At 39.5% G+C, this 24,557-nt stretch carries 23 protein-coding genes and 1 pseudogene; 5 read left to right on the top strand and 19 right to left on the bottom strand.

Going from position 1 to position 24,557, the window contains the following annotated elements; genetic code table 11:
- Positions 1 to 23 precede the first annotated feature (23 nt).
- The 5 genes and pseudogenes from M3226_RS22410 to M3226_RS22435 form a co-directional block, all read right to left on the bottom strand.
- The gene (locus tag M3226_RS22410; RefSeq protein ID WP_251570826.1) at positions 24 to 239 is read right to left on the bottom strand and encodes a hypothetical protein; all 216 of its coding nucleotides are present in this window, start codon (positions 237 to 239) and stop codon (positions 24 to 26) included.
- A pseudogene (locus M3226_RS22415) lies at positions 226 to 665 on the bottom strand (cyclophilin-like fold protein). The gene M3226_RS22410 and the pseudogene M3226_RS22415 overlap by 14 nt, the downstream one beginning before the upstream one ends.
- Complete coding sequence (locus M3226_RS22425) at positions 662 to 1,843, bottom strand: MFS transporter (protein ID WP_251570832.1); 1,182 nt, start codon at positions 1,841 to 1,843, stop codon at positions 662 to 664. The pseudogene M3226_RS22415 and the gene M3226_RS22425 overlap by 4 nt, the downstream one beginning before the upstream one ends.
- Before the next feature lie 129 nt (positions 1,844 to 1,972).
- A complete protein-coding gene (locus tag M3226_RS22430; protein ID WP_251570833.1) occupies positions 1,973 to 2,836 on the bottom strand; it encodes an aldo/keto reductase in 864 nt (287 codons plus the stop codon).
- A 229-nt stretch (positions 2,837 to 3,065) separates the two neighbouring features.
- Positions 3,066 to 3,821 (bottom strand): carboxymuconolactone decarboxylase family protein, encoded by a 756-nt coding sequence (locus M3226_RS22435; RefSeq protein ID WP_251570835.1) that lies wholly within the window; start codon positions 3,819 to 3,821, stop codon positions 3,066 to 3,068.
- A gap of 218 nt (positions 3,822 to 4,039) precedes the next feature.
- On the opposite strand from M3226_RS22435, the gene M3226_RS22440 reads away from it, so the two are divergent.
- Positions 4,040 to 4,588, top strand: a complete 549-nt coding sequence (locus M3226_RS22440; RefSeq protein WP_251570837.1) for a TetR/AcrR family transcriptional regulator — start codon at positions 4,040 to 4,042, stop codon at positions 4,586 to 4,588.
- 134 nt (positions 4,589 to 4,722) lie between these two features.
- On the opposite strand, the gene M3226_RS22445 is transcribed toward M3226_RS22440, so the two are convergent.
- The 4 genes from M3226_RS22445 to M3226_RS22460 all read right to left on the bottom strand — a co-directional run bounded on the left by M3226_RS22445 (position 4,723) and on the right by M3226_RS22460 (position 9,200).
- Positions 4,723 to 5,931, bottom strand: a complete 1,209-nt coding sequence (locus tag M3226_RS22445; RefSeq protein WP_251570839.1) for a multidrug effflux MFS transporter — start codon at positions 5,929 to 5,931, stop codon at positions 4,723 to 4,725.
- A gap of 30 nt (positions 5,932 to 5,961) precedes the next feature.
- Positions 5,962 to 6,669, bottom strand: a complete 708-nt coding sequence (locus M3226_RS22450; protein ID WP_251570841.1) for an SDR family oxidoreductase — start codon at positions 6,667 to 6,669, stop codon at positions 5,962 to 5,964.
- 86 nt (positions 6,670 to 6,755) lie between these two features.
- Complete coding sequence (locus M3226_RS22455) at positions 6,756 to 7,805, bottom strand: NAD(P)-dependent alcohol dehydrogenase (protein ID WP_251570843.1); 1,050 nt, start codon at positions 7,803 to 7,805, stop codon at positions 6,756 to 6,758.
- A gap of 354 nt (positions 7,806 to 8,159) precedes the next feature.
- Positions 8,160 to 9,200 (bottom strand): NAD(P)-dependent alcohol dehydrogenase, encoded by a 1,041-nt coding sequence (locus M3226_RS22460; RefSeq protein WP_251570845.1) that lies wholly within the window; start codon positions 9,198 to 9,200, stop codon positions 8,160 to 8,162.
- 369 nt (positions 9,201 to 9,569) lie between these two features.
- Here M3226_RS22460 and M3226_RS22465 point away from each other — a divergent pair, with 369 nt between their 5' ends.
- The 3 genes from M3226_RS22465 (at position 9,570) to M3226_RS22475 (ending at position 13,172) form a co-directional block, all read left to right on the top strand.
- Complete coding sequence (locus tag M3226_RS22465) at positions 9,570 to 9,986, top strand: MerR family transcriptional regulator (RefSeq protein WP_251570910.1); 417 nt, start codon at positions 9,570 to 9,572, stop codon at positions 9,984 to 9,986.
- 141 nt (positions 9,987 to 10,127) lie between these two features.
- On the top strand, positions 10,128 to 10,784 hold the full coding sequence (locus M3226_RS22470) for an NAD(P)H-binding protein (protein ID WP_251570847.1): 657 nt from the start codon (positions 10,128 to 10,130) through the stop codon (positions 10,782 to 10,784).
- Positions 10,785 to 11,933: 1,149 nt separating this feature from the next.
- Entirely contained in the window at positions 11,934 to 13,172 is a 1,239-nt protein-coding gene (locus tag M3226_RS22475; protein WP_251570850.1) for an endo-1,4-beta-xylanase, read from the top strand.
- A 123-nt stretch (positions 13,173 to 13,295) separates the two neighbouring features.
- On the opposite strand, the gene ssuE is transcribed toward M3226_RS22475, so the two are convergent.
- The 10 genes from ssuE to M3226_RS22525 all read right to left on the bottom strand — a co-directional run bounded on the left by ssuE (position 13,296) and on the right by M3226_RS22525 (position 22,929).
- Positions 13,296 to 13,853: an NADPH-dependent FMN reductase gene (gene ssuE, locus M3226_RS22480; protein ID WP_251570851.1), complete on the bottom strand. Its 558-nt coding sequence runs from the start codon at positions 13,851 to 13,853 to the stop codon at positions 13,296 to 13,298.
- 126 nt (positions 13,854 to 13,979) lie between these two features.
- Positions 13,980 to 14,756: an ATP-binding cassette domain-containing protein gene (locus M3226_RS22485; RefSeq protein WP_251570852.1), complete on the bottom strand. Its 777-nt coding sequence runs from the start codon at positions 14,754 to 14,756 to the stop codon at positions 13,980 to 13,982.
- Between the two features lie 15 nt (positions 14,757 to 14,771).
- Positions 14,772 to 15,530, bottom strand: a complete 759-nt coding sequence (gene ssuC / locus M3226_RS22490) for an aliphatic sulfonate ABC transporter permease SsuC (RefSeq protein ID WP_251570853.1) — start codon at positions 15,528 to 15,530, stop codon at positions 14,772 to 14,774.
- Between the two features lie 13 nt (positions 15,531 to 15,543).
- Positions 15,544 to 16,683 carry an FMNH2-dependent alkanesulfonate monooxygenase gene (gene ssuD / locus M3226_RS22495; RefSeq protein ID WP_251570854.1) on the bottom strand — a complete coding sequence of 380 codons (1,140 nt, stop codon included), beginning with the start codon at positions 16,681 to 16,683 and terminating at the stop codon, positions 15,544 to 15,546.
- 17 nt (positions 16,684 to 16,700) lie between these two features.
- Positions 16,701 to 17,690 (bottom strand): sulfonate ABC transporter substrate-binding protein, encoded by a 990-nt coding sequence (locus tag M3226_RS22500; protein ID WP_251570855.1) that lies wholly within the window; start codon positions 17,688 to 17,690, stop codon positions 16,701 to 16,703.
- Between the two features lie 714 nt (positions 17,691 to 18,404).
- Positions 18,405 to 18,551 carry a hypothetical protein gene (locus tag M3226_RS22505; protein WP_251570856.1) on the bottom strand — a complete coding sequence of 49 codons (147 nt, stop codon included), beginning with the start codon at positions 18,549 to 18,551 and terminating at the stop codon, positions 18,405 to 18,407.
- Between the two features lie 253 nt (positions 18,552 to 18,804).
- A complete protein-coding gene (locus M3226_RS22510; protein WP_251570857.1) occupies positions 18,805 to 20,160 on the bottom strand; it encodes an LLM class flavin-dependent oxidoreductase in 1,356 nt (451 codons plus the stop codon).
- Positions 20,161 to 20,179: 19 nt separating this feature from the next.
- On the bottom strand, positions 20,180 to 20,977 hold the full coding sequence (locus M3226_RS22515) for an ABC transporter permease (RefSeq protein ID WP_251570911.1): 798 nt from the start codon (positions 20,975 to 20,977) through the stop codon (positions 20,180 to 20,182).
- Positions 20,978 to 21,044: 67 nt separating this feature from the next.
- Positions 21,045 to 21,872, bottom strand: a complete 828-nt coding sequence (locus M3226_RS22520; protein ID WP_251570858.1) for an ABC transporter ATP-binding protein — start codon at positions 21,870 to 21,872, stop codon at positions 21,045 to 21,047.
- 13 nt (positions 21,873 to 21,885) lie between these two features.
- Positions 21,886 to 22,929, bottom strand: coding sequence for an ABC transporter substrate-binding protein (locus M3226_RS22525; RefSeq protein WP_251570860.1), 1,044 nt, complete (start codon positions 22,927 to 22,929; stop codon positions 21,886 to 21,888).
- 482 nt (positions 22,930 to 23,411) lie between these two features.
- On the opposite strand from M3226_RS22525, the gene M3226_RS22530 reads away from it, so the two are divergent.
- The gene (locus M3226_RS22530; RefSeq protein WP_251570862.1) at positions 23,412 to 24,323 is read left to right on the top strand and encodes a TauD/TfdA dioxygenase family protein; all 912 of its coding nucleotides are present in this window, start codon (positions 23,412 to 23,414) and stop codon (positions 24,321 to 24,323) included.
- The last annotated feature ends 234 nt before the right edge of the window (positions 24,324 to 24,557 follow it).

The following is a 24,557-nucleotide window of genomic DNA, read 5'->3' on the forward strand; positions in this document are numbered from 1 at the left end:
AAAGAAAGCCAATTTAATGATGATTAGTCTTGTATTGTTACATACCTCATCCATAGCCCATCATCGTCCAGTTTTTCGACTTCTTTTAAAAAGAAATCTACGGGTTTCGGTTGGTTTAGATAAGAACCCGTTTCAAATAGTGTCACAGAGTTGGATTCACCATCTGCAATTGAAACTAAAATTAAGCTCAATTCATCTATTAATCCTTCATTAAAAAGAAGCGATTTAACACTCCTCACCTTCTAGCATTCCTTCATTGATTGAAAATAGATATTTTAGCTTTTCTACTACAAATCCAATTGTTCTTTTCCACCGAAAATATAAGATATTAATGATATGATTACCTTTCATAATTGCAATCTTTTCAATTCCAGATTCAATCATCCCTAATATAATAAGTCCACTTGCAATAGCGAAAACCCGATAAAATATAGCCGAATTCCCCCAAGGAGAATAATACATGAAATCTACTACTGAAACATTACAGCCTAATGGTGCATCATCTTTAGTCATTTTTTTGGCAGATTGCTAATTTTTTCATTTCCTGCATAATCTTCTAATGTTTCAGTTAATGGAAGTAATAGTAAAAAATCTTTGCAAGTTGGTTTATCATCCATGTTGACTATTACTTCCTCGGTGCTAAATGTCATTTTTATATTGCTCATAGTATCTCCTTATTAAACGACTTCCTCGCTACTCTACTATTAAAACTAAATGATACCGCCGCAATTATTGCAGCAATTGCCACTGATGCGGCACCGATCCAACTGACTGCTTGTACTGATGTGCTCTTTACGGCAATACCCCCAATTCCAGCGGCTGTCGCTATGCCTAACTGTATAATAGAGCCATATAAACTTAGCATGATTCCTGTAGCTTCTGGAGCAAGCCAAACCAGGTTATACTGCATACCTGGTCCAGACGACCAAGCCGAAAAGGACCATAGCATAAGCAAAGGAATGGCGACAAAGGATGAACTAGCAATAGTCGATAGCAACACTAAAGCTAAACAATGGACAACCAAACCACCAACAAGAGTTCTAGGGTTACCAATCCGATCCGTCATGAAGCCACCAAACTTTGAACCTATTAAGGTAGCGATACCGAAGGCAAACAGAGCACCGCTTATTTCTCGTCCGTTCATGGATGTAACGGTCAGCAGGAATGGTGTAATATAGGAATACATTAACCCATATCCTAACTGCCAAAAGAACGTTGCACCAATGCCCATTAAGATTTTCGGGTTCTTTAAATAGGAGAGTTGCTTGCCAAGAGGGACAGCAGCCCCGTTATTAGTAGCAGGAATCATACGCATAATAACGAAGATTGCTAGTAGACTGAGTACACCGATTCCCACAAAAATTAGCTTCCAATCATAGACGAGCGCTACAAGACGACCAATTGGTACACCGATGATGATGGCAGCACTAAACCCAAGAATAACGGTACCGATAGCACCTGCTTGTTTTTCGGGTGGTGCTAATTTTGCCGCAGCAGTCTTCGCAGCAATAGCAAAAACTCCACTTCCTAGAGCAAGTATAATGCGAGAGATAACTAGAAAACCGAAGCCAGGTATGGTGATGGTCATTATACTGCCGAGCACCATTAAAACTAGAGAAAACATTAATAACATACGCTGATTCAGTTTTGTCGTTGCCATCACGACGAGGGGAGAACCAACCGCATTAGCAATCGCAAATACGGTTATCAGTTGTCCTGCTGCGGATACGGAAACGTTATTGGAGTCAGCGATTTTATCCAGAATGCCTGCAATGACATACTCCGATGTACTGACCATGAAAGTAATAAGGGCCAGCAAGTAAATTTTCCAAGTATTTTTCATATGTTTGCTTTTCACCCCTTATGAAATTCCAGATTCCACTCATTTTATTGAGCAAGATCAAATTTAGCATTACATCAGGACTAGGGTTGGGCGAAAAACCAGCTAATCTATTAGAAAACTTGGACTTTTTTATTTTAATTTCCCGCCAAATACCGGGAAGAAGCTATGCTCACCATAATTCTGGATGTGCTTTACATTCTTCAACGTCTCCATATCTTCATCGCTGATAACAAAATCAAGCTCTGCATTGTTTCTCATGTGATCCGGATTTGCCGTTTTAGGAATTACTACAAGACCAAGCTGGATATCATATCGTAGGCAAGCTTGAGCAACTGATACTCCATACTTATCAGCTATTACCTTTACCTCTCTATTATTGAGAACTGCACCGTGTGCAATTGGTGAATATGCCTCTACCAGGATGTCATTTTCCTGGCAGAATTCAATTAGTTCCAAAGGTGTATTGCTCACATGTGCCAATATCTGATTCACCATCGGCTTGATCTCACAGCTTGCAAGAATATTCTCTACATCATCCTGCAGGAAGTTAGAAAGACCGATTGCCTTTATCTTGCCTGTCTTATAAGCATCCTCCAAAGATTTCCATACTTCTTTGTTTTCCTCGAAGTAACGGTTCTCTTCACGGAACTCCATCCAAGGCTGTGGGCTGTGGATAATCAGAAGGTCAATGTAATCTAGTCCCATCTTTGCTAGAGACTCATCAATGGAATTCGTAACTGCATCATAGGCCTTTGCTTCTGCAGCAACCTTTGTCGTGATGAAAAGTTCTTCTCTTGCAACACCGCAGGAACGGATTCCTTCGCCTACACCAGCTTCATTCATATAAGCCTGAGCAGTATCAATATGACGATATCCGATAGATACCGCATCACGCACTGCCTGTGCTGTTTGTGCATCGTTAAGCAGCCAGGTACCAAGACCTAATTTTGGAATTTCTACACCATTTGATAATTTGTAAGTTTCGTTAAACATGCTTTTGTCTCCTTTACATAGTTATATTTTTTATAGCACCTTGTCTTATATACTTGGTTTTCCCAAATCTCATTAGGAATTTCTTCAAATAAAACAGAGATACTAGACTCTCCAGCATTAACTGTATATCTAACAGCTTGAACAATGTTATCTGAAATTTTTCTATTGTTCTTCAGTCCTGCATGGTAAAAGTTTTACAATAATATGTGGTATCCCCTATTCTACTTTCTTAATTTTCAGGAATAATTTCATTAATGCAAGCTAATGAGTTCAGTGTTCTCGGAAAGCCCATATATGGGAGGCAGTGAGTAATGGCGGTGATCAACGTTTCCTTGTCATTGCCTACATTTTTGTTGCCAAGCACATGTGACTTTACTTGGCTTTCACAACCGCCCAGCGTACTGATAATACAAAGTGTCAACAACTCCCGTGTTTTCAAATCAAGTCCCTCGCGAGTGTAAAAGTCTCCAAAGCAAAAGGAGGAAAGATAGTCCTGTATATGCTTTTGATTTGCTGGGGCAGCCTCACGCATTTTTGCAATTTTCTCACCAAAAATTCCCACCTGAACTGATAGTCCCTTGTAAAAGCGATTTTCTTCATCTACCTGTTTTTGACTCTCAATTGGTAAGGAGATATTCATGGATTTGAAAACCTCATTGACTTCATTGATAGAGTTTAATGTTTTGGGAAATCCGATGTATGGAGCACATTGGTAAACGGCCTCTTTGATTTCTACAGGTGTAAGGCCGACGTTCAGTGCGGCAACTACATGTGCCTTGAGCTGAGGCAACGTCTGGTTCGTGGTAAGCACTACCAAAGTGATTAACTCACGTTGCTTGTCATCCAGATTCCCTTGATAGAATACCTCCCCAAAAATGAAGCGACTAAGGATGTCCTGAAAATCAGGATCAGTAGCGTATGCCGCTGGTACTCCATTTCCAAATAGCTGTTTGTATTTTTCTTTGCTCTTTTCAATGCGATCCATAAAAAAGCCTCCTGTTTGAAGTTCATTTACTTTTATTATTCCAGTAGTTAGCAGCGACATAATGTTATAAAAAATTAATATTGATTGATTAATCAACGTCTGTTTATAATTATAAAAAAGCCCTGCTTACTTTCAATGGTTAAATCAACTCAATTCGTTGATTACTAAACAAATCAAGTAAAATTGTTGATTATCTTTAGAAAGATTGGTGAAAGAAAATGTCTAAAATAGATAGAAGAATAGTCAAAAGCCAAGTAGCTATAAAAAATGCTGTCATTGAACTGATGTCTGAAAAAAGTTTTGATGACATTACCATTCAGGATATTGCTGACAGAGCAGATGTGAATCGAGGAACCATATATCTTCATTACACGGATAAATACGATCTATTGGATAAGATGATTGAAGAACATATGGACAATCTCCGAGAACTATGCCAATCGGCATCTGAGATGACTTTTGAGGAAGGAAATTATGTCTGGTATGAATACTTTGAACGTAATTATTTATTTTTTTCAACCATGTTAGCGAGTAAAGGGGCACCCTCTTTCCGTAGTCGTTTTCTCGATTTAGTCGTCGAAGAGACTAAAGTGGAAGTGGATACAACCGAAGGAAAAAATCAAGGATTAAGTGAAGATGTTATTCTTCAATTTTTTGGTTCAGCGGTCGTTGGTGCAGTGGAATGGTGGTTCAAGAATGGAATGCCATTGCCAGCTCGTGTGATGGCAGAACAAACGGGAGCATTGTTAGATAGGAACCTAGAATAATGGAACAACATTTTTAAAGAAATGAAATAACCTGAGTCTCTATCACTACGGGACTCAGGTTATTTACTATTAAGGTCTATTTGACATCTTGCATAGGCATTGAGAAATAGATAAAACAGAATGAATGTTGATAGTTACCTGTATTGTGATACTGTTGATGACCTTCTCACCAAGATTACGTAGGAGATAACAGCCAGTATACTTGTCATAAAAATGGTGAATCCAAATGGAACGGCAGAATTTTCTCCAGCCATTCCTACTAAAGGAGAAGTGACAGCCCCTAATGCAAATTGAAGAGTACCTAATACGGCGGCCGCACTCCCGGCAATATGCCCTTGTGATTCCATTGCCAGTGTAAATGAAACCGGTCCGATGATTCCAATAGCTGCTGCGAATAAGAAGATGGCAAGGAACAACGCAACGAAAGGTCCGTGAACTAGCACGACCATTAAAATGGCAGCGGTAGTGATGAAAGCTAACAGCAGCCCGATCCGAAATATACGATGTTCGTCCATCCGCCCGGCCAGTCGTTTGACAAGCTGTGATCCCAAAATAATCCCAACCCCATTTAATGCAAAAAGAACGGAAAACAGTTGAGGCGATATTCCATACATATTTTGATAAATAAACGGAGTACCGGCCACATACGCAAATACACCAGCGAACAATATGCCATTTACAAGCGCATACCCCATAAAACTCCGATCTCGAAGTAAGGAACTGTAGTTTCCAACTACTTCCCTGAAATTGCTGGGAACACGCTGACGAGCAGGCAAGCTTTCTTTTATTCCCCATATGGTTATGCATGTTAAAAAAAGCCCTAATAAACCTAGAAAAATAAACACACCGATCCATGAAGTGAACGTAGTCACTACGCTCCCGGCAGTAGGGGAAATCAATGGAGCGACATTACTAATCATCGTCAACAATGCCATGAATTTTACCATTTCTACTCCACTGTAGCGATCACGAACGATCGCACGAGAAATAACAAGTCCTGCGGCAGCGACAAATCCTTGAATAAAGCGGAAAATAATAAAGATACCGACGCTTGGCGAGAACGCACACACTATAGAAATGAGAAAATAAAGCAGCATCGAAATCAGCAAAGGCTTCCGCCTGCCATGAGCATCGCTTAAAGGACCTGCAACGAGCTGCCCCACACCTAACCCTAACAAACTGGCCGTTAGGCTCGCTTGAATGGAAGATGCCGTTGTATTAAAATCATTCATCATTTGCGGCAGCGATGAAAGATACATATCGACCGTAAAGGGTCCCAATGCAGAAAAAGCGGAAAGCATCAAGGCAAATAGAACTGGACGGTTAGTGGTCTTAACCTTCATTCATATTCCTCCTTACCCGTACTTGATTTGTTACCAATCGATTCGTTTTCCATCTAGGAAGAATCCCCCATTAGGTCCTTCAGGTCCTATCGTAGCTAACCAAAGGATTGACTCTGCTGCTTGTTTAGGGGTTCTTGGAGCAGATGGTCCACCCATATCTGAGCTCACCCATCCAGGATCAACCGCATTTATTTTAATATCACCTTTGGTTTCTGCCGCTGCCAATTGAGTCAAACCATTTAGGGCAAGTTTAGACAACTTATAAGCGCCTGCACCTTGATAAGACATTTCGCTCATCGCCCCATATTCAGAGGAAATATTAATAATTCTCCCATATCCGTGTTTTTCCATGAGAGGAATAAACGAACGGAGACAATAGTAAGCTCCGAAGAAATTTGTTTCCATCGTTCTCTTCAAAATAGAAGGGTCCATAGCCACTAACTTTTTATTCTCATCCAAATAAACACCGGCATTATTAATCAATACGTCTAATCTTCCATACAGCTCATTTACTGTAACAGCAGCTTGACGGATGCTTTCTTGATCATTTACATCCATCGCCACAAACGAAACATCCAGATTTGACTCCTTCAGTTTTTGCACTGCTTTATGACCTATTTCCGGATCGCGACATGCCAAAATGACTTTAAAACCTTTCAAAGACAATTGTTTGACCAATTCGTATCCAATTCCTCGATTCCCACCGGTAACAAGTGCAATGTTTAAATCCTTTGACATTTTTTATCCCCCATTTTTCGGCTATTAAAATACCAAATGAGGCACTCCGTGTAGAGTGCCCCCTATTATGTTGCTAGGAATACTTGTTATTCATTATCCATTGTGTTGATGTCAATCACAAATCGATAGCGGACATCTGAAGCTAGGACGCGCTCCCAGGCTTCATCAATCTCATTGGCGGAAATAACCTCGATCTCCGGAGCAATGTGGTGTTCAGCACAAAAGTCGAGCATTTCCTGTGTTTCGCGAATTCCACCAATTGACGATCCGGCAAACGACCGGCGATGACCAATAAGTGAGAATACGTTAACGTCAAGCGGTTCCGCTGGCGCACCGACGTTGACCATTGTTCCATCTAGCGAGAGCAACGAAAGGTAGGCACTAATATCGATCTTAGCGCTCACTGTATTCACGATGAGGTCAAACGAACCAGCCAGTTTCTGAAACGTCTCTGGATCGCTCGTAGCATAATAATGGTCCGCACCAAGCTGCAAACCGTCTTCTTTCTTCTTCAATGTTTGTGATAAAACAGTAACCTCTGCCCCCATGGCATGAGCAAGCTTCACCGCCATGTGTCCAAGCCCGCCAAGTCCAACAATCGCTACCTTTTTGCCAGGTGCAGCCCCCCAATGGCGCAGCGGAGAGTACGTTGTGATGCCTGCACACAAGAGTGGAGCGGCGACGTCAAGCTCAATGCTGTCTGGGATTCGAACGACGAAACCTTCCGTAACGACGATGTGAGAGGAATAACCGCCCTGCGTGTATTGCCCATACTTGTCGATAGATCCATAGGTGCCTGTCATTCCATTAAGGCAATACTGCTCCTCTCCGTTATGGCAGTGAACACATTCTCCACAGGAGTCAACCATACAGCCTACCCCGACTCGGTCACCAACGGTAAATTTTGTGACTTCCGAACCTACTTGGGTGACAATTCCGGCAATCTCGTGGCCTGGAACGAAAGGATAGTTTACCGGACCCCACTCGCCTCGAGTTGCATGAATGTCAGAGTGGCAAATACCAGCGTACTTAATCTCAATGAGGACATCATGCGGCTGTAGATCCCTGCGCTCGATCGTGGCCGGTTTGAACGAACCTTCTGGATTAAATACAGCGCGTGCTTTAGCGTTAATCATATAAAACCCTCCTGTAATACAAATAACATTGATTCTTTACAATCCTGTTGGTTGGGATCTCGGACAATTTCTGTCAAGTAACACAACATCAATTAGATAGTATGTATTAGCCCTCTTAGCAAGATTAATCAACATCTGTTTATTATTATAAATAGAACCAAGATGCTTTCAATGGTTAAAAAAACGTAATTCGTTGTTTATTCAACAAATTAATGAAAATTGTTGAGTATTTTATGGTATTTTTTTAAACCTTTTAAATCTAATAATAAGGCCAGGTTGTGAGCATACCTGGCCTTTTTTTAATAATTTTAAACAACCTCGAACTTACCATTAGAATTTATCATCTATTGCAAATTACATTGTGCTGATGTCAATCACGAATCGATACTTCACATCCGAAGCTAATACGCGTTCGTAGGCTTCATCAATTTGGTCGGCTGAAATGACTTCAATCTTAGGAAGAAGGTTATGTTCTGCACAGAAATCTAACATCTCCTGAGTCTCACGGATACCTCCAATCATTGAACCTGCAAATGAACGGCGATGACCGATGAGAGAGAACACATTTAGTGACAGTGGCTCTGCTGGCGCACCGACGTTGACCAATGCACCATCCAGTGCCAGCAACGAAAGGTAGGCACTAATATCAATCTTAGCGCTTACTGTATTAATGATAAGGTCGAACGTACCCGCAAGATTCTTAAACGTCTCTGGATCGCTTGTTGCATAGTAATTGTCTGCTCCTAATTGCAAACCATCTTCCTTTTTCTTCAATGTTTGTGACAGAACGGTAACCTCGGCACCCATGGCGTGTGCAATTTGGACAGCCATATGACCAAGTCCGCCCATACCAACAACCGCTACTTTCTTACCTGGACCAGCCCCCCAGTGGTTTAATGGCGAATATGTCGTAATACCTGCGCAAAGTAATGGTGCTGCAGCATCAAGCTCAATACTATCAGGAATCCTGACTACGAAGTCCTCCGTTACGACAATGTGGGTTGAATAGCCACCTTGGGTTGGCTCACCGTATTTATCAACACCAGCGTATGTAGGAATATTTCCATTAAGACAGTATTGTTCTTCTCCTTTACGGCAATTTTCACATTCGCCACAGGAATCAACCATACAGCCGACTCCTACCCGGTCACCGACCTTGTATTTTGAGACCTCTCTGCCTACTTCGGTGACAATTCCCGCAATCTCATGTCCAGGTACGAGCGGATAGTTCACGGGACCCCATTCGCCGTGAGCAGTATGGATGTCAGAATGGCAAATGCCCGCATATTTAATTTCAATCAGAACATCATGCAAATCAAGATCTCGTCTTTTAATTTCAGCCGCTCGAAAAGGTTTGTCTGGACCGTCTACAGCTCGTGCTTTAGCAGTTATCATAAAAAAACCTCCAATAATTTATAGTTTTCAAGAGAAAAAGCTTGTACCGGATTTAAATGAAAGAATCAGGTTAAAATTCCCCTTCATTTCCTTCTATCCTTTCTTTTTTCTCTTGCAAAACCATATTAATCCCTATAGTTAACTCTAGGTCAAGAGATTAGTATAGAATTCTTTTTTAAGATCTCATGACCATAATGATTTTAAACGATATGGCATACCCTAAAGCTACCTATATTGTATATCACCGTTAAACAGAGCCAAGTTCTACTTTCCCTGTAAGGTTACTTTGACATTCGGCAAATACCGTGATAAAATCTCCTAAATTCATAGAGTTAACTCTACGTCTATCATTAGAATAGGAGAAAAATGATGAAGACATATTCTATAAGTGAAGTTGCAAAAGAATTAAATCTTACAGTTTATACCTTGCGTTACTACGACAAAGAGGGTCTAATTCCTTATGTAGAACGGACAACCAGCGGAACTCGAGTGTTTAAAGAATCCGATATCGAGGCCTTAAAAGTAATTGAATGTCTGAAAGCTACCGGGATGCCTATTAAAGAAATTAAAACTTTCATTGATTGGTGTTCTGATGGGGATGCCACGTTGCAACAACGATATGACATGTTTTTAGACCGAAAAGCTCATGTTGAAGCACAGATGGTAGAACTTAAAAAAACAATGGAAGTCATCGAGCATAAATGCTTATATTACAAGACTGCATTAGAGGCTAGAACGGAAGAGATTCACAAAAATACTAAAATAGGAATTTCCATTTCTAATTAAAGTATAGATACACTACGAACATAGACGAAGCATACTAGTATCTTAATATGAAGAGCCATGGAATAAAGCCCCTTCTTTACTACTATGATAGAACTAACGCGAAATTTATTTCAGAATGAATAAAAAATTAAGGAGAAGAATATGCACGCATTATTAATAGGAGCAACGGGAGCCACAGGTAAAGACTTGCTGGATTTATTGTTAAAAGACAATTCTTTTCATCAGGTAGATATTTTTGTTAGGCGTGATCTTGATGTCCAACATGAAAAATTAAAGATACATGTTATTGACTTTGATCAATCAGAACAATGGAGGCATTTAGTTAAGGGCGATGTTTTGTTTTCGTGTTTGGGAACCACTCTTAAAGCGGCAGGTAGTAAAGAAGCTCAATGGATAGTTGACTATGGTTATCAATACCAGTTTGCTAAATTTGCCAGAGAAAACAATGTGAATAATTATGTATTGGTATCTTCCGGTTTTTCTTCGCCTAATTCTCTCTTCTTTTATACCAAGATGAAAGGGCAGTTAGAAGAAGCTGTAAAGGTTTTGGGGTTTCCAAAGTTGTCCATCCTTAACCCGCCTGTATTGATACGAAAAAATAGTGATAGAACAATGGAAGTTGCCGGGATGAAGGCCATACAGTTTTTTAATAAAATAGGAATTCTTCGCTCTCAAAAACCTTTGCCCACAGAAATATTGGCTCAGGCCATGATCAATTCCGCTAAAACAAAGGAAAACGGCATTTTTATGCTAAAAGGCAAAGCGATTTGGAAATGTGCCGAAGCAAATTATCAATAAATATTTTGGTAAATCTACCAATAGTGAATTAGTGTTAATTAAAAAAGCTTGCAGAACATATCATTACGGATAAGAGAAACCGTTCCCTTTGCCATGCTACTTATACATATATTGAGGATGAAACGGTTGCTATGATCAATGCAGATTATAACCGTGAAGTCAACAATCTCAATAAAGAAGGCATTTACACGAGTGAAGAACTCTGTGACCTCATTCAAAAATGAATGAAACTGCGAACAGACGATATGAATTTGATCATTGATACAATCCTTAATAAAGCCGAAAGTGACATAATCCCATTTATCAACATATCGATACACAGAAAATAGGTGTGTTCGGGCACTCCATGGGCGGCGCCGCAAGTGTTTTGCTAGGCAGACAACATGATGTTATGTTGTTCGTACAGTTGTAAATATTGATGCCCCATTCTTTAGTTTATCAGAAAGAAACTGATGCTTTTGTAGCAAGTTGCAAGGCCTGCCCGACCCCACTTCTTAACATTTATTCTGACGATGTTTGGGGACAGCTTGATCGCACTATGTAGCGAACAAATCCGATAATGAAACAATTTAAAGGTATATACAACTCATTTTCAAGGGGCAAAACATTTAAGCTTGACCGATTTCCCCTTTTTCCTCCTATTCTTGCAATTTATCTGCAAGGTGGAAAAGCTGACATTGATCAATATTACTCTATTGAAACTGAGAATGAACTAATCCTTACATTTTTTGACTATGAGTTAAAGGGGATCGGCCCGTTCACTCCCGAAAAAACATATCGATTTTTAACTAGCAGCTATCAAAGACATGAAATTGCGCCTATTCCTACCATTACTTACAATCGTCATAATATATGACACGGCTGCCATTCCGGTTTAATTTGTATTTACCTTAATAAAGGTGAAGTCTAGATTAGATTAGCTATAAATAAGGCTAATTGGGCTTCATCTTTTTCAATCTGTGCAAAGAAAAGGTGTTCTGGGTATACCACGTTCAAATTCATTAACATTAGGCAATTTAAAAAAAGTTACTATAGATCCTAATAGTTCGTTGTCTGACCAAACAAAGTTTGATAGAATGTAGTTGAGATACGCGAAAGCGTTTTCTTTAACAAAACAATACGAAACGGTTATGAAACGGAGGCAATCTAATGGGACAGACAAATGAATTTGCACACCGTATGGCCAACAAGACAATCAGACTTGTAGATGTATCAGGTAATCCTGTTGCAGGAAAGGAAGTAGCACTTAAACAGACAAACCATAAGTTCTTATTTGGCTGCGGTATTTTTGATGCAATCCAAGTAGCCAATAAAAATGTAACAGCAGACAGACTTTCCTTTTTAGAGCAAAAACTTGATAAGTTCTTAGATGTATTTAACTCTGCAACATTACCTTTCTATTGGGGAACATTCGAGCCTGAAAAAGGAAAACCACTGACGAAAGAATTGAAGGCCGCTGCGAAGTGGTTAAAAGAAAGAAATGTAACCGTGAAAGGGCATCCTCTTTGCTGGCACACCGTAACTGCTCCATGGCTTCTCGAAATGAGTAATGAAGAAATTTTAAACGCACAATTTGCTAGAATTGAACGGGAAGTATCAGATTTTAAAGGAATAATCGATATGTGGGATGTGATCAATGAAGTGGTGATCATGCCTATCTTTGATAAATATGACAATGGTATTACTAGAATTAGTAAAGAGCTAGGCCGTGTTGGGATTATTAAAGAAATGTTTGCAAAAACACGTGAATTTAATCCTGGTGCAACCCTATTATTAAATGACTTTAATACATCTATTAACTATGAAATCTTAATTGATGGTTGTTTACAGGCAGGTGTTCCCATCGATGCGATTGGTATACAGTCACATCAGCATCAAGGATATTGGGGACGTGAGAAATTAGAAGAAGTCTTAGACCGTTTCTCACACTTTGGTCTTCCCCTTCACTTTACAGAGAAAGAGAACACATTAACATCTGGTCATCTTATGCCATCTCAAATTGAGGACCTGAACGATTATCAGATTCCCGAATGGCCATCAACACCAGAATTTGAAGAACGTCAGGCAAGAGAAGTAGAAGAAATGTACTCTATTCTGTTTAAACATCCTCTGGTAGAAGCCATTACAGCCTGGTCCTTCAGTGATGATGGGGCATGGCTTGGTGCTCCTGCTGGATTTATCAGAACAGATAATAGCCCAAAACCATCATATGAAGTTGTAAAGAAACTAATTAAAAATGACTGGTATACAAATGTAACATGCCTGACAGATGACAACGGAAAGGTTTCATTTGAAGGATACCTTGGTGATTATGATCTTGTTTGTGGAGATAAGAAGGTAAGCTTTAAATTAGATAAAGATTCTGATACTGTACAGTTTGTAATCTAATCGGGGCTGTATAGTTGTAAAGCTTCCGGCCAAATTTTGACCGGAAGCTTTCACATGCGTAAAATCATATTTTTAAAGACTTGCTCTCTGTTTAGCATAAGTACATTTTTCCATGAACCTTTTTTAACCGATAGAGCCGATCACATTCATTTCTGGAGATAAAGAATTTTTTAAGAAATTCAAGGAAGTTTCTAAGCGATTTTTAGCTGCTTCATCTATTTCATATTGATTATTTTCTATTTTCTTTATTTGACTATCCAAAATAAAAGCACCTTTTAATATATGGGTTGCTCCAAGCGCAGATAGCACTGGCTTCAAGGCATAATCTAGCATTAATAGATGGCCAAAGGTTCCCCCAATCGCAATAGGTAAAACGGTCTTCCCTTCGAGACCATTTTGCGGTAATAGATCTAGATAGGTTTTTAAAACACCAGTAAAAGAAGCTTTATAGACAGGTGTCAGAATGACAATGATGGTTGAATCCTCGACCTTTTTATTGGCCCTAACAATTTTTTCACTATCAAATTTCGCTTGAATTAAATCCTCAGCTGGAAGATTTCGAACATGGATGATTTCGGGATTAATATTTACACCTTCTATATGCGTTACAACTTCTTTCAATACCCCATTTAATCTCGAATGTTCAGACGGACTTCCAGAAATAATAGTAATTTTACTCATCATGTAACTCCCTTTCTTAAGTGGACTTTATATCCTTTCACGGGTTTTTTCATAATATAGACTAGGCTTATACTATCTTTATCTATCTGTAAATTGAATGGTCATTCCCCCATTCCTAGAAAACCGTTAATCAATTTTTGTTAGTCTTAAATCACTCGTTGACATTTTGTCTTTTCCCAAAATCCGATTCAATATTTGGCTGACGGTTGGAGAAAATAAAGGATGTTCTCTCTGCCGGGGATATGGTAGTTTAATAGGCTGGTTCATCACAATTTCCCCATCTTCAATTAAGATGACTCTATTCGCAAGAGCAACCGCTTCTTCGACATCATGCGTCACTAAAACGGCAGTAAATTTTTTATCCATCCATAAATCTTCAATGAGCTGATGCATTTCAATCCGTGTCAATGCATCAAGTGCCCCAAGTGGTTCGTCTAATAAAAGTATATTTGGCTCATGAACTAATGCTCTTGCAAGTGCGACTCTCTGGCGCTGTCCTCCTGATAATACAGATGGCCAATCATTTCCGCGGTCAGCTAATCCGACTTGTTCCAATACCTTTTCAGCACGCTGCCGCCAGTCTGTTTTTAAACCTAAACCGACGTTTTGGACCACTCTTTTCCAAGGGAGGAGTCTGCCATCCTGAAACATAATTTTTGCTAATTGATTTCTACCTTCTAAACGCTCACCATCAGTATAGATCTCTCCATCACTAGCCGGCTCTAATCCAGCAAGTAAGCGTAATAACGTACTTTTACCACATCCGCTTTTCCCTACAATCGCAATAAATTCTCCTTTTCTAACCTTTAGATTAATGTTTCGGAGTACTTTTTGATTGCCAAATGATTTTTGCAGGTTAGAAAGTTCTAATATAGTTGATTCACGTTCTTTTTTTTCAGTCATTGATTTTCCTCCTCCCTATTTTCGATAAGACGGATTCCATTGTAAGAATCTCTTCTCAGCTATTTTCGCTATAAGGTCTGATAGTTTTCCTAGAAGTGCATAAAGGATAATACTTAATACAACGATATCCAGCCTCATAAATTCTCTAGCGTTCATGGCCATATACCCTATACCTGAATTCGATGCAATCGTTTCAGCGACAATAAGGGTGACCCAGGTAATGCCTATTGCATACCGAACCCCCACTAAAATAGAAGGAAGAGCACCGGGCAAAATAATGTTCCAGAATAACGAAAATCCTTTAAGGCCATAAACATTTCCCATTTCGATAAGAGATTTGTCGATCGAACGGATTCCGTGAAAGGTGTTTAAGTAAATTGGAAAAAAAGTACCTAACGCAACTAGAAACAGCTTTGCCTCTTCTTCAATTCCGAACCATAAAATCACAATGGGAATCAACGCAAGATGCGGAATATTCCGAATCATTTGTAAGGAACTATCCAATAGACTTTCTGAAATTCTCGACAGGCCGTTCAACAGACCTAAAGCAAATCCTATTCCCCCACCGATCAAAAACCCGATGATAGCTCGTTTACTGCTTGCACCAATGTATTCAAAAAGCTGACCGGATTGGGTTAGCTCAACCGCAGACTTGAATACATCTACAGGGTTTGGCAGTACACGTGAAGATAATAGCCCAAATTGGCTTGAAAGCTGCCAGGAAGCTAGTAATAAAATGGGGACAATCCACGGAACAATCTGTTTTCTATTCATGTTCATTCTCCCCTTACTTTAAGACTTTCGGCAATTCGGTATTTGCCACAATTTCTCCAAATGGACTGATAATACTAGTTGAATCCGATTGAGCAGCATCCTTTGCTAATGGAAGATGCGGGAATAATAATTCAGATACACGGTAAGCTTCTTCCAAGTGTGGATATCCCGAAAGGATAAAGGTTTCAATGCCAAGGTCAGCGTAATCCTTCATTCTTTGTGCGACCGTTTCAGGATCTCCTACTAAGGCTGTCCCCGCTCCTCCTCTTACAAGCCCAACTCCTGCCCATAAATTCGGGCTGATTTCTAAATGGTCCTTACTGCCATTGTGTAATTCCGACATTCTCCGTTGTCCAACCGAATCAAACCGTGAAAAGATCTTTTGGGAAGAGGCAATTAAGTCTTCATCTACATACTTAATCAAATCATTCGCTGCCGCCCAGGCTTCCTGCTCTGTTTCTCTCACAATGACATGCATTCGAATCCCAAAACGAATGGTCCGGCCCTGCTTCTCCGCTAATTTTTTCACCTCATTTATTTTTTCTGCCACTTTCGCAGGCGGTTCTCCCCATGTTAGGTAGTAATCCACATGCTTCGCAGCTATTTCTTGCCCAATTTCAGAAGATCCTCCGAAATAAAGAGGCGGATAAGGTTGTTGTACAGGTGGATATAGCAATTTTCCATTATCTATTTTTAAGTAGTCTCCAGAAAAGTTGGCCTCACCTTTTTCTAACAAGTCCCTCCATATGGTTAAAAATTCATCCGTTAATTCATAGCGTTCGGTATGGCTTAAATGAAGACCATCTCCCGCAAGTTCAACAGGATCACCGCCAGTTACCACATTGATTAATAACCGGCCATTTGATAAGCGATCAAATGTGGATGCCATTCTGGCGGCTTGTGATGGCGAACTTAGACCAGGCCGTACGGCGACTAGAAATTTCATACGTTGGGTAACAGAAAGTAAACTTGAAGCTACCACCCATGAATCTTCGCAAGATCTTCCTGTTGGAAGTAAAGCCCCAGTAAAACCTAACTCATCCACTGCTTGAGCCACCTGTTTTAGGTAAGGGAAGGTAACTGCTCTTCCTCCCGTTGTCACTCCTAAATACCTTGAATCACCGTGTGTTGGAATAAACCAGAATACATTCATTTTTTTAATCCCCTTTATTAATTATTAGTTTTTAAAAGTGCTTCTTGTACATCAATATCGTCTGGAATTAATTTAAGCTTGTAAAATGCATCAGCAATTTGTTGTTGATCTTTTGCTGTTTGGTCACTTACTTTTTCTAATCCAAATGTTCTTCGATTGAGTGTTAATTCTAATGTATCCACACTCATTCCAATTTGAGGTGCAAGGAATTTGGCTGCTTCTTTTGGATTCTCTTGAACCCATTTATCTGTCTTTTCCAGTTCCTTATAGATGACGTCTAATACTTTAGGATTGTCTTTTGCAAATTGTTTAGAAGCTAAGAAAAATTCGCGATTGCTTACTAATCCTTCACCATCTGCTAAGATCCTTGCTTTCGTACCCAGCTGGGCATCTGCTAAGAAGGGATCCCAAATGACCCAGGCATCAACATCTCCTTTTTCAAATGCTGCCCGCGCATCTGCGGGAGCTAGAAAGATTGTCTTAATATCACTGTATGGGATACCTGCTTTTTCCAATGCTTTCACTAATAAAAAATGGACATTTGAACCTTTATTTAACACAACTTTTTTTCCTTTTAAGTCTTTCAGCGTTTTAATTGGAGAATTTTCAGGTACGATTATCGCTTCTCCTTTTGGATTTGCGGTTGCATTGGCATAATACACGAGCGGGGCTCCTGCGGCTTGAGCAAAAATTGGCGGCGCTTCTCCTGTATGACCAAAGTCTAAACTGCCTACATTCAGTGCCTCAAGCAACTGAGGACCTCCAGGGAACTCAGTCCATTTCACCGTATATCCAAGGGTTTTTAAGTCTTTATCCAAGTTTCCTTTTGCCTTTAAGATGTTTAAGGTACCGAACTTTTGATAACCAATATTAATGACCTTTGATTCCTTACTGCTTGAGGCAGTTTCTTTGCTTTCTACTGAAGTGGAAGAACTGCATCCACTTACAAGAAAGGATAAAAGTAAGATGAATGCCATCCACCATTGATTTTTATTTTTTTTAATCACGTATGACTCCTCCATTTTCTCTATTATTCTGGTAAATTCTGAAATATTGTTTCACTAACACACAATAAATCACTTCCTTTCAGTGGACTGATAAGCGAATATGTAAATTTAAACACATTAAACCTATTTATTTAGTCGGAATAAGTGAATAAAAAAGGCCCCTGATCTCATATATTCGAGAAAAGGAGCCTTCGGTAGTCCGATCAGCTATTTTTTGTTTTTTTCGTTAACTTTTTAAATCAGTTCAATTAATTGAAAATTTTAATATCATTTTATTCATACTTTTCCGACCTGTCAAGTGAGAAAAAATATTTTCTTTAAAAATAATAAAATATTGCTGTTTATTCCATATATCAAACTTAAAACCTAAACAGCAAACTGGTTTGAAAATCGAATAAAACAATTATCCAACTTTACCAACATGTTTACTTGGTTTTAAAACTATGACTAAACTTTATATTCTCACCAACCAATTGTCAACTCATTTTTTAAAATATTTTTAAAAAATTTTTCCTACTTGTCTCATCGGATTAATTGATATAGGATTAAGTAAAATCCTATGCATTGTATGGCTGATTGGTCAACCAAAAGCACCTAACTCTATTGAGGAAGGTGTTTTTTTATTAATTATGAAAAAAGAATGGAGAAGAGATTTTAGATGTAGGATCAGCACCAATTTCGTAAAAGGTAATCATATATAAAATGTCCATTAAACTAGAGGAGTTCGGAGGTGTTTTGGAATGAAGAATTTTGTAGTTTTTCTATAATTTCTTGTTGCCAAAAATGATCATTCATACTTTTTGCGTAAAGATACAAATCCAGATAATCATTTATCCACATTTTTTCCTCAGTATCGTTCATAAAAATGCCCCTTTCAGATAATCTTTTTTAAGCCCATTTTTGTCTAAATGTGCTAATCCCACTAGAAACCCGCCTATTTAATGTAATTACACGAATCCCGGTAAAAGAAAGAGGCTCTATTTAGAATGACAAAATTATCCTAAATAGAGCCTCTAGTGAACTAGTCAGCGTTTACTAAATTTCCTATTTGATTTTTATCATTATAAAACACATTAATCCTATAAATCAAGTAGGATTTTTAAAATAAACGAGATTATACCGTTTCTTTTATGGACTCAATAAGTGTATTAACTGGCCGTTTTAATCCGAGATTCTCCCTTAAGGTTTTGCCTGTATATTCTTTACGGAATAATCCGCGTTGTTGTAGTACTGGAATAACCTGATTGACGAAATCCTCCAGACCACCAGGCAAATAAGGGGGCATGATATTGAATCCGTCCGCTGCGCCATTTTCGAACCATTCTTGCATTTGATCCGCAATTTGTTCAGGAGTACCCTTGATCTCCCGATGTCCGCGGGCACCGGCTATCCGTTGATACAACTGGCGAATGGTCAATCCTTCACGATCTGCAAGATCCTTTAATAATTGAAAACGGCTTTTCCCAACATTTATCTGACTTACTTCAGGTAAATCAGGGAGTGGTCCATCCACCGGATATCCTGATAAATCAACACTTATCATTCCAGACAGAAGAGATAACCCCGCTTCTTCCGGAATAAGATCCTCAAGCAGTATCTTATTAGCTTCTGCTTCTTCCTCCGTTCTTCCAATAACAGGGAAAATCCCAGGCATGATTTTTAGGTCCTCTGGTGAGCGACCGTATTTTACCATTCTTCCTTTTACATCTGCATAAAAGGCTTGTGCTTCTTCAAGGGTTTGCCAAGCTGTGAAAATAACCTCTGCAGTCCTCGCTGCAAGCTCCTTCCCTGCTTCAGAAGAACCAGCCTGGATCACTACCGGATGCCCTTGTATCGGACGAGAGATATTTAATGGACCTGCAACGGAAAACCATTCCCCTTTATGATTAATCGCGTGAATTTTGGAAGAATCGGCAAATTGGGCTGCCTCTTTATCAATAATTAGGGCATCATCCTCCCAACTATCCCATAACTTCGTGACCACATCGACAAACTCTTCGGCACGTTCATAGCGTTTTTCATGAAGGAGCTGCTGCTCTAAATTAAAATTTTGTGCTTCTACGTCCGTGCTTGATGTGACAACATTCCAGCCTGCACGGCCGCCGCTCAAATGATCTAGAGAAGCGAACCTGCGGGCAACATTAAATGGCTCATTAAAAGTAGTGGATACCGTTCCAACAAATCCGATATGATCTGTTACAGCAGCAAGAGCCGATAAAAGAGTAACGGGTTCGAATAACGTATTCACGGTTTGGCTAAGTACCTTTTGATTTTTCCCTCTCACCGCATAGTTATCTGCAAGAAAAACCATATCGAACTTTCCACGCTCTGCTGTTTTGGCTAGTCTTTTGATAAAATCAAAACTCATGGTTTGATGAGATTCTGCTTTTGGATGACGCCAAGCTGCGACATGATGTCCAGGTATCATAAAAAATGCGCCTAATTTCATTTCCCGATTATTTTGAGTCATGTTTGAATCCTTCTTTCTTTTATTGTTGGTTTGAATTTGTTTTCCAGCTTGAAAATTTTCTTTCTAAGGAAATTAATAGATAATTTATCGCCACACCAAGCAGGGAAATCGTAATAATACCGGCATACATTTGCGGAATTTGAAAGTTCTGCTGCGAATAATTAATGAGATATCCCAAACCTTCTTTAGCTCCAACCATTTCGGCAGCAATCAACACAAGAATGGATGATGATCCAGCCATACGTATTCCGGTAAAAATAGTCGGAATAGAAGCTGGCAAAATGACTTTATAAAACAGCCTGTAGGAGGGAAGAGCCATGGATTTGGCCGCCTTAATAAGTAATGGATCGACATTTCGAACAGCATTGATCGTATTTAAAAGAATCGGAAACGTACAAGCAAAAAAGACGATGGAAACTTTAGAGGTTTCTCCAATCCCAAGCAGCAAAATAAAGACAGGTAATAATGCTAAGGCAGCTGTATTACGAAACACCTCCAGCACCGGATTTAACAATTTGCTTGCCAGGGGATACCACCCAATAATAAGCCCCATAGGAATGGCAACAAGTATCGCCAACCCAAATCCGAAAAGCGAACGGAGAATACTGGCCTGAAAGTGGGCATACAGATCACCCGAAATCAATAATCCCCACCAACTCTCTGCTACTTTTGAAAAAGGCGGAAAGAATGTGGGATCCACTAACCCCATTCGGGGAGCAGTCTCCCAAAGGATTAGTAAAAGCAAGATGACAATTGATTGTTTGATAAGACTTTGCACCCAATGAAAAGAAAAACGAATCCGATGGGATGTTTGCATTGGCGCTGTGAATAATTTTCCAAAATCAGACATATCCTCACCTCTTCTATAAAATAATTAAACTTTATTAAGCAGATTGATCTTTATTCTCGACTGTTTGCGCTTTGTCTACCTCTTTTCGAAGCAAATTCCAAATTTGGTGACGGGCATTTGCAAATGCTGTTGTCGAACGTAAATCCTCTTCATGACTGGTTGAATGAAGCGGGTTATCAATAATTTGTTTAATGGTTCCAGGACGGGAAGTCATTACGGCAACACGCTGTCCTAGATACACCGCCTCATCAATCCCATGGGTAATGAAAACAATTGTCTTTTTGGTATGTTCCCAGATTCGAAGTAATTCTGTTTGCAAGGTTTCACGCGTCTGCGCATCGAGGGCGGCGAACGGTTCATCCATTAACAGCACTTCAGGGTCAAACGCCAAACTTCTGGCAATGGCCACACGCTGCTTCATTCCACCTGAGAGTTCGTGCGGATAACGATCTTCAAAACCTGATAATCCAACCAGTGACAAAAAGTACCGAGAAATTTCAGCCCGCTCCTTTTTGGGAACACCTTTTGATTCTAAGCCAAATTCAATATTTCCTTTAGCTGTCTTCCAAGGCAATAGCGCATACTGCTGAAAGACAATCCCCCGATCTAAACCGGGTCCCTCAATCGGTTTTCCATCCAATAAGATCCGTCCGGAGGTTGGTTTCGTCAACCCGCCTAAAAGATCAAGCAAAGTTGATTTTCCGCATCCTGATGGGCCTACTAATGAAAGAAACTCTCCACTGTTCACCGAAAAATGAACATTTTTAATGGCTGTAAATTCTTTAAGGGCACCCTTTCCTTGCTCTAAGTCCCTTACTTTAAAGACCTTACTGACATGTTCAAACTGAATTTTTGCTGTCATCCTTCTCACCTCATTACTTTTTATCAATTTCACCCTTATAAGGATTAAATTCATTGGTGTATAAATCACTTAGTTTCACTTGGCCATCATTGAACTCACCATTTTTCTTCAGCCAATCAACCCAAATTTTAAATTCCTTTTCCTGAATAACTCCACCTTTCTCCGCAATACCGGTACTTTTCCAATATTGCAATGTGTTTGTATCTTCCTTGCGCCCCCGTTTCTTAATAATGGATTCATAACGGGCAATTACTTCTTCTCGTGAATGGGTTTGTGCCCACTCAATCGCTTTTGCTGTAGCCTCAACAAACTTTTTAACCGTATGTGGATTTTGTTTGATAAATTTTTCGGTAAATACATAGCTTCCTGCTGTGAAAGGTCCCAACAAATCATAATCACTAAAAAGCTTTTTGATCCCCCCATTTTTTACAGCCAGATCCCCTAACATCCCTGTCAAAACAGCGACATCGATTTGTTTTTGGCGCAGTGCTTGCTCTGTACTTACAGGTGGGAGAACAACTAAAGTAACTTTCTTAATTTCCGCATCTGTTAATCCATTTTGTTTTAAATATTCTTTTAAAACGAATTCAGCATGAGCTCCCATTGTGTTCATACCAACCTTTTTTCCAATTAAATCGCGAGCATTTTTTATCGAACTGTCATTCAATACATAATAGCCGGTATATGTATCCTTATCACTGCCGTAATAACCAATGACTGATTTTATAGGTGCACCGCTCGCTTTCAATTTGGCAATAGCCCCGTTAAATGCACCGCCAAAATCGGTTTGACCGGTAGCTGCATTTTGAATAGAAGCAGGTCCGCTTGTTTGATTTCCGATCCATTCCAGCTTAATCGGACCAAGATAACCTAAATCCTCTGCTAATTCTGGATATATAACCGAACCAACTGACCCCTCATATTTTATTTTCAGAGTTTCATAACCGCCTTCCTCTTTTGCCCCTGTGGCCCCTGTCTTTTTCTCCTGGCACCCCGCAGATACGACGATTGATAATACAACTAACAAAAAAAGCACTTTTCTTCCCCAAAACTTCATAACAGTCCCTTCTTTCTACTTAGATTTATACCAATCCATCCAATCGGAATATCATTCACTGGCAATGAGAAACATTCTTAGTCACTGCACATTCCTATTTGTAAGCATATTTCTCGATAAAAAAAACCGGAGACATCTCTTTTAAAAGAAAAGTCTCCGGTCGACCGGTGGATATATATTTAATTTCCCATTGGACTACTTGGTTTTCACAATCCTATCAGTTCCATTTTCATCCGTCAACTGAATATTAAAAATTTTTCTAAATTATATTTTTCTATCAGCCTATTTATTTTTTTATTATTGACAGAAGTATTTAGACAATTTAAAATCACATTAAACCGATAGGGATTACATAATTAACATTCAAATGAATTGCTGACCAGTCACCTGGAAGCCAGAGCCATATGCTCTGGCTTTCTTTTGTCTTATCGGTCCATTATCAATGCGCCGCTTTTGCGGCTAAAAACAAGGAGGAAATAAAAATGAGTAATGTTAAAGAAGTGCAAAATGGAGCAGCAATCATAATAACACCAGTGGCTGGACGTATTGGGGCAAAAATATCAGGGGTAAAACTTTCCGGTGAACTCGACTCGGATACGGTTAAATCCATCCGTGAAGCACTATTAAAGTATAAGGTTGTTTTCTTCCGTGATCAGAATCACCTAGATGATCAAGGACAAGAAGCATTTGCACAACTGCTTGGTAACCCAGTTGTTCACCCAACTGTTCCAGCAAAAGATGGCACAAATTATATATTAGAACTTCATTCTGATCATGGCGGCCGTGCCAATTCATGGCATACGGATGTAACGTTTGAAGCGGCGTATCCAAAATTCTCCATACTACGCGGAGTAGTGATACCAGAGGCAGGAGGCGATACCGTTTGGGCAAACACAGCTACTGCCTATGAAAACCTGCCAACAGAATTACAAAATCTAGCAGATCAATTATGGGCAGTCCATACGAATGCTTACGATTATGCAGCCAAGCACACGAATGTTTCTGCTGAAGCGATAAAACGCCATGATGAAATCTTTACTTCTACCATCTATGAAACCGAACATCCCGTTGTCCATGTACATCCTGAAACAGGAGAGCGACACCTTCTACTTGGTCATTTTGTGAAAAACTTTATCGGGCTTTCTTCCACTGATTCGGCTCATTTATTCTCTATCTTACAAGGACATGTAACACAACTCGAAAATACGGTCCGTTGGAAATGGAGAGCGGGCGATGTCATCATTTGGGATAACCGCGCAACCCAACATTATGCAGTGAATGACTATGGTAATTCACAAAGAGTTGTCCGAAGAGTTACCATTGATGGAGAGGTACCTGTTGGTTTAGATGGTCGCCGTAGTATTACAAAAACAAAAGTAAAAAAGATTCAATAGGTAATCTTCTTTCCATCAGATAATGTAAAGTTAGGAAATAGTTCTCCCCAATATGGGTCGTATTAAAGAGTTATGACAACATAAATGTTATCGGAAAATAAAAAGCCTAATTTCTCCTTAATATATTGAGAAATTAGGCTTATTTAGTGATTTGACACGGGCATCGCGTGCGCAACAGTCGCAAATATAGAACTCCAATCACATCACAAGCATCTTTTTATTCTTTTTCGCGAA

It is taken from the genome of Neobacillus cucumis (assembly GCF_023715505.1).

Bases quoted from the DNA above. Each gene is read 5' to 3' on its own strand.
- M3226_RS22510 (WP_251570857.1), bottom strand. From the start codon at position 20,160: ATGACTCAAAATAATCGGGAAATGAAATTAGGCGCATTTTTTATGATA.
- M3226_RS22530 (WP_251570862.1), top strand. From the start codon at position 23,412: ATGAGTAATGTTAAAGAAGTGCAAAATGGAGCAGCAATCATAATAACA.
- M3226_RS22465 (WP_251570910.1), top strand. From the start codon at position 9,570: ATGAAGACATATTCTATAAGTGAAGTTGCAAAAGAATTAAATCTTACA.
- M3226_RS22470 (WP_251570847.1), top strand. From the start codon at position 10,128: ATGCACGCATTATTAATAGGAGCAACGGGAGCCACAGGTAAAGACTTG.
- M3226_RS22425 (WP_251570832.1), bottom strand. From the start codon at position 1,843: ATGAAAAATACTTGGAAAATTTACTTGCTGGCCCTTATTACTTTCATG.
- M3226_RS22475 (WP_251570850.1), top strand. From the start codon at position 11,934: ATGGGACAGACAAATGAATTTGCACACCGTATGGCCAACAAGACAATC.
- ssuE (WP_251570851.1), bottom strand. From the start codon at position 13,853: ATGAGTAAAATTACTATTATTTCTGGAAGTCCGTCTGAACATTCGAGA.
- M3226_RS22440 (WP_251570837.1), top strand. From the start codon at position 4,040: ATGTCTAAAATAGATAGAAGAATAGTCAAAAGCCAAGTAGCTATAAAA.
- M3226_RS22430 (WP_251570833.1), bottom strand. From the start codon at position 2,836: ATGTTTAACGAAACTTACAAATTATCAAATGGTGTAGAAATTCCAAAA.
- ssuD (WP_251570854.1), bottom strand. From the start codon at position 16,683: ATGAATGTATTCTGGTTTATTCCAACACACGGTGATTCAAGGTATTTA.
- ssuC (WP_251570853.1), bottom strand. From the start codon at position 15,530: ATGAATAGAAAACAGATTGTTCCGTGGATTGTCCCCATTTTATTACTA.
- M3226_RS22445 (WP_251570839.1), bottom strand. From the start codon at position 5,931: ATGAAGGTTAAGACCACTAACCGTCCAGTTCTATTTGCCTTGATGCTT.
- M3226_RS22435 (WP_251570835.1), bottom strand. From the start codon at position 3,821: ATGGATCGCATTGAAAAGAGCAAAGAAAAATACAAACAGCTATTTGGA.
- M3226_RS22525 (WP_251570860.1), bottom strand. From the start codon at position 22,929: ATGAAGTTTTGGGGAAGAAAAGTGCTTTTTTTGTTAGTTGTATTATCA.
- M3226_RS22520 (WP_251570858.1), bottom strand. From the start codon at position 21,872: ATGACAGCAAAAATTCAGTTTGAACATGTCAGTAAGGTCTTTAAAGTA.
- M3226_RS22450 (WP_251570841.1), bottom strand. From the start codon at position 6,669: ATGTCAAAGGATTTAAACATTGCACTTGTTACCGGTGGGAATCGAGGA.
- M3226_RS22460 (WP_251570845.1), bottom strand. From the start codon at position 9,200: ATGATAACTGCTAAAGCACGAGCTGTAGACGGTCCAGACAAACCTTTT.
- M3226_RS22455 (WP_251570843.1), bottom strand. From the start codon at position 7,805: ATGATTAACGCTAAAGCACGCGCTGTATTTAATCCAGAAGGTTCGTTC.
- M3226_RS22505 (WP_251570856.1), bottom strand. From the start codon at position 18,551: ATGAACGATACTGAGGAAAAAATGTGGATAAATGATTATCTGGATTTG.
- M3226_RS22485 (WP_251570852.1), bottom strand. From the start codon at position 14,756: ATGACTGAAAAAAAAGAACGTGAATCAACTATATTAGAACTTTCTAAC.
- M3226_RS22515 (WP_251570911.1), bottom strand. From the start codon at position 20,977: ATGCAAACATCCCATCGGATTCGTTTTTCTTTTCATTGGGTGCAAAGT.